We start from the raw sequence: 14632 nt of genomic DNA, 5'->3' as shown, positions 1-14632 counted from the left end.
AGCGAAACAGGTTGCTTATCGATGTTCCCAATGTGAACAGAGGATGATGCTGCACAGATCTGTGCGCTTGAAATCCGGGTCCTTATAGGCGAGGAAGTCATCGTTGAAAGTGCCGAAGGTACTTTGGGGACGATGTTTCATGCCAAGGTAAAATTCGTCGATCATCTTGTGAGCGAATCCGGCTTCCCGCGGATAGGCCAAAATCACCTCATTTCGTTGGTCGTCGGTAAACTCTTCAAAGCCACGTCCGGCTACGTCCATTCCTGCACCCGCCTGTAGAAGGGCGATTTCGGAATGCATGTGTTCCGGAATGCCCGGGGTGGTGTGAAGCGCGATAGCGTTCCAGACTTTTTCCACGTCCGTGGCGCAAATCCCATGACTGCGCAGAAAGTCACGCGCTGCATTGGCGCCGTCTACCTCAAAGCGCAGCTGGCTGTTGTTGTACTTCGACGTCAGGCCGACATCATGGAACATCGCCGCGGTATAGAGCAGTTCAGGGTCAAAAATCAGGTCCTTGCGATTACCTGTCATCGCCCCCCAAAAGTAGACGCGTGTGGAGTGTGAAAACAGTAAATCACTTTCGGTGTCGCGAATGAGTTGAGTCACTTCCCGGGCCAGTTGGCTGTCGGGAATGCTTACATCGAAACGTTCGGTCAGTGGCATGAGTGCTATCTCTCGAATACGCCAAAACAGATGTTGGTCGGTCTTAACAAAAGTTTAGAAGCCGTGAAGCGAAGCAAACGCTTCGATTGAAGCCTTGGGCATTTGCGGACGCCGCCGGGCCCATTGCGGATCACCAAAGCCCATCGCCATGCCGCACACCACCAACTCTTCAGAAGCCAGCGGCAAGCAGCGACGAAAAACGGTGTGGTAGCGAGCGAGGAACTCTTGCGTGCAGGTGTCCAGTCCTCGCGATTTTGCGGCCCACCATGATCTGCTCGACTTCAGTCAGCTCATGCATCGTCTCTGTTTGGGTGTCAGGCATGATTCACGTCCAGTCATTTAACGTATTAAGGCACTGACTACCCTACGTTTCGGACTTGATGTCTCTGAAGTGCAATTTTCATCACATGAAAATGCACACCGTGCATTCAGTCTGCAATTACTGTGGGCGTGGGTTACGGTTCCACAATCTGCGAAGACGGTGCCGCATTGGATAGCATGCTGCGCAGCCAGCTATGCCCTGGGTCGTGAGTATGTCGTTCATGCCAGACCATTTGCACGGCACGTGGCGGGGCTTGCCAAGGCAGTTGCGAAGCGCACGCTACGCCTGATTGGTGGAACAGATTCGCCAGAGTGCTTGGAACGATCGCGGCCATTTCGGTGCCGGAGAGCAGGCTTGGGACGGCCAGGAAATGCGGTTGCACCATCTTGATGTCGGGGTGTTTTCCGATCGAAGCAAACGCGGCTGTCAGAGCGTTCCGGTCAAACATTTCAGTGCGCCGCGTCAGACCGCGTTCGGAGAATTCGCCATCTTCCGAGCTGCCTGTGGATACAACCAGAAGAGGGAGGTTTGATAGAGCGTCCAATCCTATCTTGCTGTCGGCGAGTGAGTGATTTTTGTCAATCACCATCATGTCGTGTTCCTTGAACAGCATTTGTTCGCGCAGCCGGTGAGGAATGTCAGAGAACGAGCCAAGGGCAATGTCCACACGACCTACGTCAATCTGCGCAGTCAGGTCGATTCGGCTGGCAGGCAATACTGTGAAATTCGCGTAAGGCGCGATGGTTGAAATCGCCCGCAAAAAGTTCGGCAGTATCACTGCTGTCATATGGTCGGTTGCGGCAATACAGAACTGGCGATTGGTATGACTTGCATCAAACTCTCTGGGACCGACCGCACGTTCGATCGCTACCAAGGCGTCTCGCACCAGTGGTGCCATTTCGAGTGCCCGAACGGTCGGCTCCATCCCGTTCGTCGTGCGCACAAACAACTCATCGTTGAGCAGCGCCCGGAGTCGTGAAAGTGCATGACTGACCGCCGACGGGCTGAGACTGACGACTTCACTCGCCCGCAGGACATTTTTTTCCCGAATGATTGCGTCGAACACCCGTAGCAAATTCAAGTCCAGATTTCGCATTTCCAATTCACCACGTTTTGCGGCCTACCTACATTCCATCCTGCCGTAGCTGAACATTTTGTTGGTACGAGCCCGATAAAAATTCTAGTCAGTTTCTCCGTTGCGCAAGCGCCACCGCCATGAGCCAGGGCAACCGTACTGAGCATGCCTACGAACGTTGCAGCGTACTAGCAAGTTCATGATGTTTACTCCGGCTGCATTGCGAAGCCAACGCCAAAGCGATTCCAGGCGTTGATCGTGGCAATCTTCCCGGCCTGAAATACTGACTTCCAGAAAAGCCCAGCACTAAAATGACTTTAAAGGGTCAATAACCCCCGCACGGCCGCCAGCGCTCGTGCCGCCCGAATCCGCATCGGTATTTTGATCAAGGAACGTGTCAGCATGCTCGCCGCTTTCTAACCAGCAACGCCTCCCTTTGGTTCCGTCAATCGGAACTCGCCGTACGTTGACCCTCAATCCAAATCGAAGAATTTAAAGCATGCACCTACGCAAAATTGCAGTTGGGCTGTCGGCCCTTGTTTTGCTCTCCAACGGCGCCGAAGCGCGCAGTCTGCTGGACCTGCTCAAGCCGCAAACCGAGTCTCAGGCCCACACGTCGCACTCGGGCTCGATCAACCAGAACGCGGCCCTGGACCTCTATTCCACCAAACAGAAACAGCCCTCGTTTGATGGCTGCGCCGATCTGTTCCCGGCGGCGAACCCGATCAACACGGCCACTGTGCCGGCCACCATGAAACCCCTGGCCTTGTGTTCCGACAACTTCGCGGTGCTCTACTCACAAACCAGCAAGACCCCGCTGGTGGTGGTCGAACGCCTGAATGCCGCCCAGTTGCAGGATGCCAAAGGCGAGGAACGTACCAACCAGTTTTACCCGGACCCGCGCATTCCCAAGGGGGGACGGGCAGAGTTGAGTGACTACCGCAGCCAACACCCGGCCGTGGACCGTGGCCATCAATCCCCGGCTGCCGATGCGCCGAGTCCCAACGCCATGGCCCAATCCTTTGCGCTGTCGAACATGGTGCCGCAAGACCCCACCAACAACCGCAAGATCTGGAGCAAGGTCGAGGCGGATGTCAGGAAGTTTGCCAAGCGCGCCGATGGCAATGTGTTTGTTTTCACCGGCCCGCTGTTTGATTCAGGCCACGGCACCATCGGCGACAACAAGGTCTGGGTCCCGACCCGCCTGTTCAAACTGGTGTACGACGCCTCGTCCAAGCGTGCCTGGGCCTACGTCCTGCCCAACGCTGAAACCCGGATCGAACGACCGATGGACTACGACACTTTCGTGAAGAGTACCGGGCTCAAGTTGCTGGGAAATCTACCCATCAGCGGTTCCGTCGGCCGCTCCTGAAAAAAGGGGACAGATTTATTTTTTTCGAAAAATAAATCAGTCCCCTTTTTGCCAATACAAACGTAATCTCGTCGATTCGCTGACCAAGATAAAACAATAAATCAGGAGTCATTGATGCAACCGATTCGTCTCGGTCTGGTGGGCTACGGCAAGATTGCCCAGGATCAACACGTTCCCGCTATCAACGCCAACCCCGGGTTCCAGTTGGTGTCTGTCGCCACCCAAGGGCAGCCTTGTGCCGGGGTGGAGAACTTTCAGTCCTTGGGCGAGCTGCTGAAAAACGGCCCGCCCGTGGACGCCATCGCGTTTTGCACACCGCCCCAAGGACGTTTCGCCCTGGTGCAGCAAGCGCTGGCCGCGGGCAAACACGTGCTGGTGGAAAAACCGCCGTGCCCCACGCTTGGGGAGGCGATGGCGTTGGTCAATCAAGTTGCGGAGCAGGGTGTCAGTGGTTTGTTCGCCTGGCATTCACGCTACGCGCCCGGCATCGAGGCGGCCCGCGCCTGGCTGGCCAGCCGCACCTTGCAAAGCGTGCAGATCGACTGGAAGGAAGACGTGCGCAAGTGGCACCCCGGCCAGGCGTGGATCTGGCAACCCGGCGGCCTGGGCGTGTTCGATCCGGGCATCAATGCCTTGTCGATTGCCACCCACTTGCTGGCGCTGCCTTTGTTTGTCGAGTCCGCGGAACTGCGCGTCCCCAGCAACTGCCAGTCACCGATTGCCGCGTCCATCAAGATGTCCGACGCACGCCACCTCGACGTTCGTGCGGAATTCGATTTCGACCACGGTCATGACGAACTCTGGAGCATCGAAATTCGCTGCGCCGAAGGCGTGCTGCGACTGGACAACGGTGGCGCACGGTTGAGCATCGACGGCGTGCCCCAAGCGGTGTCGGAGGAGGGCGAGTACGCGGCGGTGTATCGGCATTTCCAGCAACTGATCGCCGACAAGGCCAGTGACCTGGATCTTCAACCGTTGCGGCTGGTGGCGGATAGTTTTTTTGTCGGCAGTCGGGCGACGGTAGAGCCGTTTTACGATTAGGACGAAGAGGCGATGTTGGCCGTCAGGGCCGGTGAACACAAAATTCGCGTTTGACCCTGATCCTTGTGGGAGCGGGCTTGATCGCGAAAGCTATTTCACATTCAGCATTGATGTCGACTGACACACCGCTTTCGCGAGCAAGCCCGCTCCCACACTTGATCGGCGGTATACACAGAGGTCGTGTAGGGCGCCAATCCATAGTAGGCAAGCCTTGCTCCTACAGGGGATTGTCGGCGAACACAAAATTTGCGTTTGGCCCTGATCCTTGTGGGAGCGGGCTCGCTCGCGAAAGCTATTTCACATTCAGCATTGATGTCGACTGACACACCGCTTTCGCGAGCAAGCCCGCTCCCACACTTGATCGGCGGTATACACAGCGGTCGTGTAAGGCGCCAATCCATCGCGGGCAAGCCTTGCTCCTACAGGGGATTGTCGGCGAACACAAAATTTGCGTTTGGCCCTGATCCTTGTGGGAGCGGGCTTGCTCGCGAAAGCTATTTCACATTCAGCATTGATGTTGACTGACACACCGCTTTCGCGAGCAAGCCCGCTCCCACACTTGATCGGCGGTATACACAGAGGTCGTGTAGGACGCCAATCCATTGTGGGAGCGAGCCTGCTCGCGAAGGTGTCGCGTCGTGTTTAACCGCGAATAAACCCCAGCAAATCAGCGTTGATCTGGTCCGCATTGGTCGTGGGCATCCCGTGGGGGAAGCCGGGGTAAGTAATGAGCGTGGGATGTTTCAATAATTTGGCCGACAACGGCGCCGAATCGGCGAACGGTACGATCTGATCATCCTCGCCATGCATGACCAGTGTCGGCACCTCAATTGCCTTCAGGTCTTCGGTGAAATCGGTTTCGGAAAACGCCTTGATGCAGTCGTAGTGCGCTTTTGCGCCGCCCATCATGCCTTGACGCCACCAGTTGTCGATGACGCCTTGGGAGACCTTGGCCCCGGGTCGGTTGAAGCCATAGAACGGCCCCGCCGGCACGTCCACGTAAAACTGCGCGCGGCTGGCGACCAGTGCCGAGCGGAAACCATCAAATACTTCCAGGGGTAAGCCGCCGGGGTTCTTTTCCGACTTGACCATGATCGGCGGCACCGCGCTGATCAATACAGCCTTGGCCACGCGCCCCGGTTTGGCTCGGGCGGCGTAGCGGGCGACTTCACCGCCACCAGTCGAATGGCCGACATGGATCGCCCCCTTGAGGTCGAGGGCATCGGTCAGTTCGATGACGTCGGCGGTATAGGTGTCCATTTCGTTGCCCTCCCAGGTCTGGGTCGAGCGTCCGTGACCGCGGCGGTCGTGGGCGATCACCCGGTAGCCTTTGAGCAGGAAGAACATCATCTGGTTGTCCCAGTCGTCCGCGCTCAATGGCCAGCCGTGGTGAAACACAATAGGCGTTGCGTCCTTCGGTCCCCAATCCTTGTAGAAAATCCGCGTTCCGTCTTTGGTGGTGATGGTGTTCATGGCGTGTGTCCCCTCGTGATCAGGTGGGTGTGGGGCGTGCAACAGGTTGCTGGCTCGAGGCCGCGACCGACGGGACACGAGCGAACTTGGTCAGTGTAGAAGACGCACAAGAGGCGACACGTTCAAACGATGGGTGGAGCTTGCCGCTACCTAAGCGGTCAATTCGGGGAAAAGAAAAGGGGACAAATCTACCTTCGAAAATAAATCCGTCCCCTTTTTTTATTGGCCATCCACGATGCGCGGCAGCTTCAATGGGTTGGCATCACGCAGGGCTTCGGGCAGTAGCGCATCAGGAAAGCCCTGGTAGGCCACCGGGCGCAGGAAGCGTTCAATGGATGTCATGCCGACCGAGGTGAAGCGGCTGTCCGACGTGGCTGGAAACGGTCCGCCGTGAACGGTGGCAAACGTGACCTCCTGCGGATGGGCGAAGGCGTTGACGACGATGCGTCCGGTACGCCGCTCCAGGACAGGCAGCAAGCGATGAGCCAGTGCCCTGTCACCGTCCTCAAGATGCATCGCGGCGCTGAGCTGGCCTTTGAATGCGCGAGCAACCGCGAGCAATTCAGCCTCATCCCTGACCTTCACCAACAACGCGGACGGACCGAATGCCTCATGGGCCAGTACCGTTTCAATCAGGAAATGAGCGCCCTCAACCTCAAGCAACGCCGATTGACCCTCCCATTCCCCAGAAGGTGCCGCGCCTTCGGCGATGCGACGGGCGCCGGCGTTTTCCATGGCGGCAAGACCACTGCGATAGGACGCATGAATACCCGGAGCCAGCATCGTGCGCGCCGGTGCCTCGTTCACGCGCTTGACCATCGCGGCTCGCAGCGCCTCAAAGCCATCACCCTCGATCGTGATCAGGATGGCCGGTTTCAGGCAGGCTTGCCCCACATTGACCAGCATGCGCTCGACAAACCCGTCGCCGATCTGTGCGCCGCGTGTGGCCAGGGCGTGGGGCAGGATGAACGTCGGGTTGACGCTGGTCATCTCGGTAAACACCGGAATGGGGTCCGGGCGCTGCTGGGCGCGGCGATACAGCGCCATGCCGCCCCGTTCCGAGCCGGTGAACGTCACCGCCTGGACCAGCGGATGATCGACCAGCGCTTCCCCAATGGCGTTACCGCTGCCGCGCACCATCGAGAACACGCCTTCGGGCAGTTCGTGCTCTTGCACCGCTTTGCGAATCGCCCGAGCCTGAATTTCCGATGCGCCGGGATGCGCGTTGTGTGCCTTCAGGATAACGGTTGCGCCTGCTGCCAGCGCCGAAGCGGTATCGCCACCCGCGACCGAGTATGAAATGGGAAAGTTGCTCGCACCAAATATGGCCACCGGGCCGATGGCGATCTTCTGCAGGCGATGATCCATGCGGGGGCGGGGCAGGCGATCAGGCTGTGCCGGATCGACGGCCAGTTGCAGGAATCGCCCTTTGCGCACGACATCCGCGAATTGGCGGAACTGCGTGGCCGCTTTTGCCGCCTCGCCCTCAAGCTGGGCCTCGGGCAGACCTGTTTCGAGGGCGGCGCGTGCGGCCAGCTCGGTACGGACGGCGTCGAGATTGTCGGCAATGCTGTCGAGGAACGCCGCACGCCGGGCGAGCGAGGTATGGCTGTAGGCGTCAAAAGCCTCGTCGGCGAGTGTCGCGGCCCGGTCGACTTCCGCCGCTCCGCCCAGGGCGAAATCCAGCTCGATCAACTGGTTGGTCGCCGGGTTGAGCGCCTTCATCGTGCCTTCGGTGGCGCCGACATCGCTTGCCCCGATGATCAGATGTCCTGTCAGTTTCATGGCTTCACCTGCGGCTGAGTCAGGGTGGCGATGAGTTCGTCAGTTGTCACAATCGCGTGGGCGAAGGTGGGGCCGTTCAGTTCATGGGCGGAATGCATCATTTCCGGTTTGAAGGCGGCGGTCGCATCACGCACCAATGTCACGTGATAGCCCAGCTCGCCCGCGTAACGGGCCGTGGCCTCGATGCACGTATTGGCCAGCAGGCCAACGATGATCACGTGGGTGATGCCTTTCTGCTTGAGGCGAAAATCAAGGTCGGTATTGGCAAAACCGCTTGAGCCCCAATGCTCCTGAACCACGATGTCACCGTCCTTTGGCGCGAAATCGGGGTGCCATTCGCCGCCCCATTCCCCGCGTGCGAAGTGATGCATGTGCATGATCTTGCACTGCGTGGGACTTGGATGATCCCAGTTTTCGTAGTCACCTTGCTCCCAGCGATGGTGCGGTACGATGACCACCGGAATGTCCAGGGCACGGACGGCGCGGTCGAGGGCGCGAAGATTATCGAGCAAGCCCACTTGCTCGGCGATCGGTTCGATCAACGGGTAGACTTTCCCGCCTTCCGAGAGGAAGTCATTGTAAGGATCGACCAGCAGATAGGCGGTTCTGTCCAGGGGATAGTGGGTGTTCGACATCGCGATTTCTCCAGGGATTTTAGGTGATCGGCGTCGTGAGCTTGTCTTGATGCCTTGCTGATATGATAATCATAGTAACTGTAAAAGAGGCAAGTCCTTATGTCGGTAAACACAAGTGCTCCCGAAACCCTTTGCCCGATTTCCCGGGCCGAGGCAATCGTAGGCGACCGTTGGACCGTGCTGGTTTTGCGCGAGTTGTTCATGGGCAGCCATCGCTTCGACGAGATCCAGGCGCAGACCGCAGGGACCCCGCAGATGGTCGCCGCGCGTCTGAAAAACATGGAGGCAGACGGTCTCGTCGCACGCCGCCCCTACAGCGAACGGCCGCTGCGCTACGAGTACCACCTCACGGCGAAAGGGGAAGCCTTCTATCCTGTGGTCATGGCACTGCGCGCCTGGGGAGAAACCTGGTGCAAGTCGCAAGAGGAGGGGTTGGCGGTCGTGTATACCCACAAAACCTGTGGCGAACCGGCCGGGCTGGGGCCGCTTTGCGAACACTGTGGTGAGTACTTGCGCCGTGAAGAGTTGATCAGCGAACCCGGTGCGGCCTACACCGCAGAACGAAAGGCACGGGGGGAGGCCTTCAAGGGAAATCGAATCAAGTCGTCAGGATGAGGCTTGATGCGGTGGGCGGGAAACACCAGGCAGCCAGGTCGAGAGAAATACAAAGCCCTCTAGGAATATTGGTAGTTCACTTGCCTGTCTCGTGTTACCCCACGAGACGCCATTAATTAGATGTCACCAATATCAACGATACAGTTTCTACCCTTGGATTTTGCTTGATAGAGCGCACTGTCTGCGGAGACTAATAACTGCTTGAGAGTGGGCCGCGATTCGGTCATTGACGCACACCCAATACTGACTGTGATTTTAACTTCCTCACCACCCGCATCGACGCCTGATGCCTCAATGCTGCTTCTGAGTCGCTCAGCAATAATGGACGTCTCGAGGCTGTTGGTATTAGGCAGCATAATTACAAACTCTTCTCCGCCAAACCGGGCTACAGTATCTGCGGGCCGAAGAATTCCCTGGATAATTTTAACAATCGACTTCAGAACGTCATCGCCAATCGGATGCCCCCAACTATCATTGACCAGTTTGAAGTGGTCGGCGTCTAACATGATTATCGATATCGACTGCCTGTATCGAGTCGCTCGCGCAAATTCTTTCTCCGCAAGGTTGAAAAAATGAGCGCGGTTAACTGCACCTGTGAGGTGGTCTTTAGTTAACAAGTCGGCCAGATTCTCGCTCGACACCTTTCGCTCGGTAATATCCCTGAACACCACGGTATAGCCAGAAAACTCATCATCCTCTTCACGCAAAACGGCAATCATTGCCTGAGCAAAAAAATGGTGTCCTGATTTGTGCTGGCAATCATAGTCCCGTGAATGCCAACCTTCCTCACGTGCGAAGGCCAGATGTTCACCTAATACGTGCGCATCCAAGGCGGAAAGATTACAGAAGTGGCGCAACGTCTCACCTATAGCCTCGGATTCCGAGTACCCCGTCAAACGCTCCGCTGAGGGGCTCCAACTATTAATCTCTCCTTGCTTGGTCAAACCGAGGACTGCGAAATCGTTAACAACAGTATAAATGGCGTCAAGCCATGAATCGGTTTGTCTTAGTCTCCGTTCAGTTGCGACTTGGCAAGAGATATCAGTCAGAACTGTTATCAAAACATCGTCGTTGACCTTCACGATAGTACAGGCCAGTACAACGCCTCCGTCGGCGGCGGACGTCACATGAATTCTATGGTTTACACAGATTGATCCGCATGATTCCCTGAAACTTGTCACAAGGTTACGTAGTTCAGGCGCAACGCACGCAAGTGTTTCGAACAGATTCTCAAGGCCAATAGCCTTAACCAATGGCATCATCAGTTGTGTTGCCATGGGATTGAGCATATCAATTTTTCCGCTGGGGTTAGTTCTAACCAGGCCTACGGGTGATAGATACATAAATGAGAGTAACGCTTCGTACTCTGACTCGAGGGAGTCATTATCCTGCTCGATGTCACTCATGTTTATGCCCATTCAACCAGCAGGAAGCGGGTGTTGTTATTGGTTTTTTTAAGCAGTCTTAACCTGACAGGGATAGGCCGCATTCTAAGCGCCAGAACATAAGAAATGATCACGTCCAACTCAGGCTCATTCTCAAATCTTTGAGCGACCATGGCGTTATTCATGCAAGGTGCAATTTCCAAAAATAAATTCTTTCCCAAGACCCGTGCCTGTCGTAAACCCGCGCGTGAAGCTTCTAAAGTATTGTAGATGACCACCTCTGAAGCGTCGTTAAAGCCAATGATGCCGTAGTTCAGAGTGTCCAGTTTGTCAGGCGCGTCCAGCAATGCTTGTATCGATGTTTCTTCGAACTTAAGATTCATTTCCCTAATCTCTCACACAGTAAAATATCGATTTGAGAACGCCCCCGCTGGGCGGTGTAATCTATGCTTTATGCCATGCCTTGGGAGCGACCACAGCCATTGCTTGAAATGCAGGCTTGGCGAACCAGAATCCCTGCATTAAATAAACTCCGCAGTCGGTGAGAAAATCCCGTTCCTCGGCATGTTCGACGCCTTCTGCAATGATTTCAATACCCAGTTCTGCACATATAATGACAACACCTCGGATTATTGACTGTCGGGAACGATCACGATGGATATTACGCACGAGCTCTATATCGAGCTTTATAAGATCCGGTTGAAAGTCTGCCAGCAGCTTGAGTCCTGAATAACCTGAGCCAAAATCATCAATGGCTGTTTTGAATCCCAACTCCCGGTACTCGCGCAGAATGTTGGTCAGATGGTGATTGTTATCAACGTATTCGCTTTCAACAGTCTCGAATATCAGCCGATCAAGTGGGAAGTTATGAAATTGTGCGGCGTCCAGCGTGCTTCTAATGCACAGTTCTGGACGGTAGACCGCGTTAGGAAGAAAGTTAATCGACAGGTGTTGCGTCATTCCAAGTTGCGCCGCAGTGGAAATAGCCCGTAGGCGGCAAAGTTGATCGAACCGATAACGGTTGTTATCGTTTACTTTCTCCAGTACTGACAACGCCCCCTCACCATTAATGCCTCTCACCAACGCCTCATGTGCAAAAACCGATTGATCGCGCACATCCACAATCGGCTGAAAAGCGAACGTAAAATCTAAATCCTGCTCAGAAGTGCTTTTGCAACCTTGGCAACCGTTGGGCGAAGTCAATGAGCGTGGGAAAGTTGTCACGTCGAGCTCCAAGAATTAGTTGCCGTTTTTATGTTGGGTATTCTAATTAAGGTCTAGGCATCGAAATAAACAACAAATTAACTGTGGAGGGGTTTGTAATGACTCGACTGGGCGTTTTTACTATAGCAGTTTATTCTTATGTTGCTTCTCATCGACCGATAATTGACGATATTTAGTCTTTGAAAAAACGTGGTGAGGTCAAAAAAGGTTATGGCTTAGACACTTAACCTAAATCCACGCCGCTAAACTTTTTTAATAGAGAGAACTATTAGTCGATAAGGGCGAGGCTATGCGGCGGAATTTGGGAAAAATGACGGGCCGCTATGAGCCCAGAGGCTGTAAAAACAGCGTTGACGTGTTCCTGGTCGCGAGCGTTGCTGGGCCGAAAGCCGCCAGTCTCAACCGGCGACTTTCGGCCCATCCTTCAAATCAGCGCCAATGCCTGCGCCAAATCAGCCCGCAAATCCTCCACATCCTCAACCCCCACCGACAACCGCACCAACCCATCGCCAATCCCCAACTGCGCCCGCGTTTCCGCTGGAATGCTCGCATGGGTCATGATCGCCGGGTGTTCGATCAGGCTTTCCACGCCGCCCAGACTCTCGGCCAAAGCAAAAATCTGCACGTTCTCCAGGAAGCGTCGGGCTCCGGCCAGATCGGTGTTCAGGTCGATGGAGATCATGCCGCCAAAACCGCGCATCTGCCGGCGTGCCAGTTCGTGCTGCGGGTGCGAGGGCAGGCCCGGATAGTAGACGCGGGACACTTGCGGTTGGGCTTCCAGCCATTGCGCCAGTTCAAGGGCGTTGCTGCAGTGGCGTTCCATGCGCAGGGCCAGGGTTTTTACGCCGCGCAGGGTGAGGAAGGCGTCGAACGGGCCGGAGATGGCGCCGACCGAGTTTTGCAGGAAGCCCAGGCGTTCGGCCAGTTCCGGGTTTTGCCCGACGATGGCGATGCCGCCGATCACGTCGGAGTGACCGTTCAAGTATTTGGTGGTCGAGTGCACGACGATATCGAAGCCCAGTTCCAGTGGACGCTGGATCCATGGGCTGGCAAAGGTGTTGTCGGCCACGCAGATGATGCCGCGGTCGCGGCACAGGCGGGCGATGGCGCTGAGGTCGGTGAGGCTGAGCAGCGGATTGCTCGGGGTTTCGACCCAGACCATCCGCGTGTCGTCCTGCAACGCGGCTTCGAGGTTCGCCAGGTTGGTCAGGTCGACGTAGCTGAAGCGATGCCCGGCGCTGCGTTGGCGTACTTTGTCGAACAGGCGGAAGGTGCCGCCGTACAGGTCATTGCCGGAGACAATGTGCGAGCCGGCGTCGAGCAGTTCGAGCACGGTGGAAATCGCCGCCAGCCCGGACGCGAAGGCGAAGGCCTGGGTGCCGCCCTCGAGGTCGGCGACGCAGCGCTCCAGGGCAAAACGCGTCGGGTTGTGCGAGCGGCCGTAGTCGAGGCCCTTGTGCACGCCGGGGCTTGATTGCAAGTAGGTGGAGTTGGCGTAGATCGGCGGCATCAGCGCCCCGGTGGACGGGTCCGGCACCTGCCCGGCGTGGATCACCCGAGTGGCGAAGGCGCGTGGCGCACCGGTTTCATCGTGCTGACTCATGTAAGGGATCTCCGTAGATGATTGAGAAGGTCGACGCGGGTAATCAAGCCGTGGAAGCCCGAGGCGTCGGCGATGATCGCCACCAGTCCGCGGTCGAGCTCGGCTTGCAGTTCAGCCAGGCTGGCGCCGGGCGGCAGGGTTTGTACCTTGTCGGTCATGGCACTGGCCACGGTCAAGCGAAAGTGTGAGGCGTCTTCCTGCATGCCCAGCAGAATATCGGATTCGTCGATCACGCCGACCAGTTTTTGCCCGTCCACCAGCACCGGCAGTTGCGACACATCCGCCAGGCGCATGCGCTGGAACGCGGTGAGCAGCGTGTCGTCCGGGCCGACGCTGATCACCCGGCCATCCTCGAAGCGCCGGGAAATCAGGTCACGCAGGTCGCCGTAGCGTTTGTATTGCAGCAAGCCCTGGTCGTTCATCCATTGGTCGTTGTAGACCTTCGACAGGTAGCGGGTGCCGGTGTCGCAGACGAACGTGACCACCCGTTTCGGTTCGGTTTGCTCGCGGCAATAACGCAGCGCCGCAGCGAGCAAGGTGCCGGTGGACGAGCCACCCAGAATACCTTCGGCGCGCAACAATTGGCGCGCATGGTCGAAGCTTTCTTCATCGCTGATCGAGTAAGCGTGACGCACGCTGGAGAGGTCGGTGATCGACGGAATAAAGTCCTCGCCAATGCCTTCCACCGCCCAGGAACCGGGCTTGCCGAGGGTGCCGCTGCGGCTGTATTCGGCCATCACCGAACCGACCGGATCGGCCAGGACCATTTCCAGGTTTGGCTGCACACGCTTGAAGAAACGGGTCAGTCCGGTCAGGGTCCCGGCGGAACCGACGCCGACCACAATCGCATCCAGGTCATGCTGGGTCTGTGCCCAAATCTCCGGCGCGGTGCTGCATTCGTGGGCCAAGGGGTTGGCCGGGTTGTTGAATTGATCGGCGAAGAACGCGTCGGGAATTTCCTTGGCCAAGCGTGCGGCCACATCCTGGTAATACTCGGGATGGCCCTTGCCGACATCGGAGCGGGTGATGTGCACTTCGGCGCCCATGGCCTTCAAGTGCAAAACCTTCTCGGTGGACATCTTGTCCGGCACCACCAGCACCACGCGATAACCCTTGGCGCGACCCACCAGCGCCAGGCCCAGACCGGTGTTGCCGGCGGTGGCTTCGACGATGGTGCCACCGGGTTTCAACCGACCGTCGCGTTCGGCGGCGTCGATCATCGCCAAGCCGATACGGTCCTTGATCGAACCGCCGGGGTTCTGCGATTCAAGTTTGAGAAACAGCGTGCACGGGCCGGTATCGAAGCGGCTGACGCGGACCAGCGGCGTATTGCCGATCAGTTCGAGCACGGCGGGGCGGGTGTTGGTGGGCATGTCGTCACCTCCTGGATTGACAGCGATGGGCTGCGAGTCATCGCACGCCCGTCAGTAGTGAAAAAA

General features: G+C 57.0%; 13 protein-coding genes. 3 read left to right on the top strand and 10 right to left on the bottom strand.

Features of this window, described 5'->3' with window-relative positions; translation table 11 throughout:
• Nucleotides 1-15: 15 nt before the first annotated feature.
• Together BK665_RS03040 and BK665_RS03030 are read right to left on the bottom strand one after the other, a co-directional pair.
• Nucleotides 16-663, bottom strand: a complete 648-nt coding sequence (locus BK665_RS03040; RefSeq protein WP_123402804.1) for an HD domain-containing protein — start codon at nucleotides 661-663, stop codon at nucleotides 16-18.
• 455 nt (nucleotides 664-1118) lie between these two features.
• Entirely contained in the window at nucleotides 1119-2081 is a 963-nt protein-coding gene (locus BK665_RS03030; RefSeq protein WP_123402803.1) for a LysR family transcriptional regulator, read from the bottom strand.
• A gap of 478 nt (nucleotides 2082-2559) precedes the next feature.
• Here BK665_RS03030 and BK665_RS03025 point away from each other — a divergent pair, with 478 nt between their 5' ends.
• A complete protein-coding gene (locus BK665_RS03025) occupies nucleotides 2560-3432 on the top strand; it encodes a DNA/RNA non-specific endonuclease (protein ID WP_123402802.1) in 873 nt (290 codons plus the stop codon).
• 114 nt (nucleotides 3433-3546) lie between these two features.
• A complete protein-coding gene (locus BK665_RS03020; RefSeq protein WP_123402801.1) occupies nucleotides 3547-4473 on the top strand; it encodes a Gfo/Idh/MocA family protein in 927 nt (308 codons plus the stop codon).
• A 642-nt stretch (nucleotides 4474-5115) separates the two neighbouring features.
• Here BK665_RS03020 and BK665_RS03005 read toward each other — a convergent pair.
• From BK665_RS03005 to BK665_RS02995, 3 genes are all read right to left on the bottom strand, one after another.
• A complete protein-coding gene (locus BK665_RS03005; RefSeq protein ID WP_123402798.1) occupies nucleotides 5116-5946 on the bottom strand; it encodes an alpha/beta fold hydrolase in 831 nt (276 codons plus the stop codon).
• A 219-nt stretch (nucleotides 5947-6165) separates the two neighbouring features.
• On the bottom strand, nucleotides 6166-7731 hold the full coding sequence (locus tag BK665_RS03000) for an aldehyde dehydrogenase (NADP(+)) (RefSeq protein WP_123402797.1): 1566 nt from the start codon (nucleotides 7729-7731) through the stop codon (nucleotides 6166-6168).
• The gene (locus tag BK665_RS02995) at nucleotides 7728-8366 is read right to left on the bottom strand and encodes a cysteine hydrolase family protein (RefSeq protein ID WP_123402796.1); all 639 of its coding nucleotides are present in this window, start codon (nucleotides 8364-8366) and stop codon (nucleotides 7728-7730) included. The genes BK665_RS03000 and BK665_RS02995 overlap by 4 nt, the downstream gene beginning before the upstream one ends.
• A 99-nt stretch (nucleotides 8367-8465) precedes the next feature.
• On the opposite strand from BK665_RS02995, the gene BK665_RS02990 reads away from it, so the two are divergent.
• The gene (locus BK665_RS02990; protein WP_123402795.1) at nucleotides 8466-8981 is read left to right on the top strand and encodes a winged helix-turn-helix transcriptional regulator; all 516 of its coding nucleotides are present in this window, start codon (nucleotides 8466-8468) and stop codon (nucleotides 8979-8981) included.
• A gap of 116 nt (nucleotides 8982-9097) precedes the next feature.
• Here BK665_RS02990 and BK665_RS02985 read toward each other — a convergent pair whose 3' ends face one another.
• The 5 genes from BK665_RS02985 to BK665_RS02965 form a co-directional block, all read right to left on the bottom strand.
• Nucleotides 9098-10387 (bottom strand): sensor domain-containing diguanylate cyclase, encoded by a 1290-nt coding sequence (locus tag BK665_RS02985; protein WP_185076410.1) that lies wholly within the window; start codon nucleotides 10385-10387, stop codon nucleotides 9098-9100.
• Between the two features lie 2 nt (nucleotides 10388-10389).
• Complete coding sequence (locus BK665_RS02980) at nucleotides 10390-10749, bottom strand: phosphonate transporter (RefSeq protein ID WP_123402793.1); 360 nt, start codon at nucleotides 10747-10749, stop codon at nucleotides 10390-10392.
• Nucleotides 10750-10810: 61 nt separating this feature from the next.
• A complete protein-coding gene (gene rimA, locus BK665_RS02975) occupies nucleotides 10811-11590 on the bottom strand; it encodes a S6 modification regulatory phosphodiesterase RimA (protein WP_123402792.1) in 780 nt (259 codons plus the stop codon).
• Nucleotides 11591-12014: 424 nt separating this feature from the next.
• Nucleotides 12015-13193 (bottom strand): cystathionine gamma-synthase, encoded by a 1179-nt coding sequence (locus BK665_RS02970; protein WP_123402791.1) that lies wholly within the window; start codon nucleotides 13191-13193, stop codon nucleotides 12015-12017.
• Nucleotides 13190-14566, bottom strand: a complete 1377-nt coding sequence (locus BK665_RS02965; protein WP_123402790.1) for a pyridoxal-phosphate dependent enzyme — start codon at nucleotides 14564-14566, stop codon at nucleotides 13190-13192. The genes BK665_RS02970 and BK665_RS02965 overlap by 4 nt, the downstream gene beginning before the upstream one ends.
• Between the last annotated feature and the right edge of the window lie 66 nt (nucleotides 14567-14632).

It is taken from the genome of Pseudomonas frederiksbergensis (genome assembly GCF_003732665.1).
Lineage (GTDB): Bacteria > Pseudomonadota > Gammaproteobacteria > Pseudomonadales > Pseudomonadaceae > Aquipseudomonas > Aquipseudomonas frederiksbergensis_G.
This window is presented reverse-complemented; position numbering and strand designations above follow the sequence as displayed.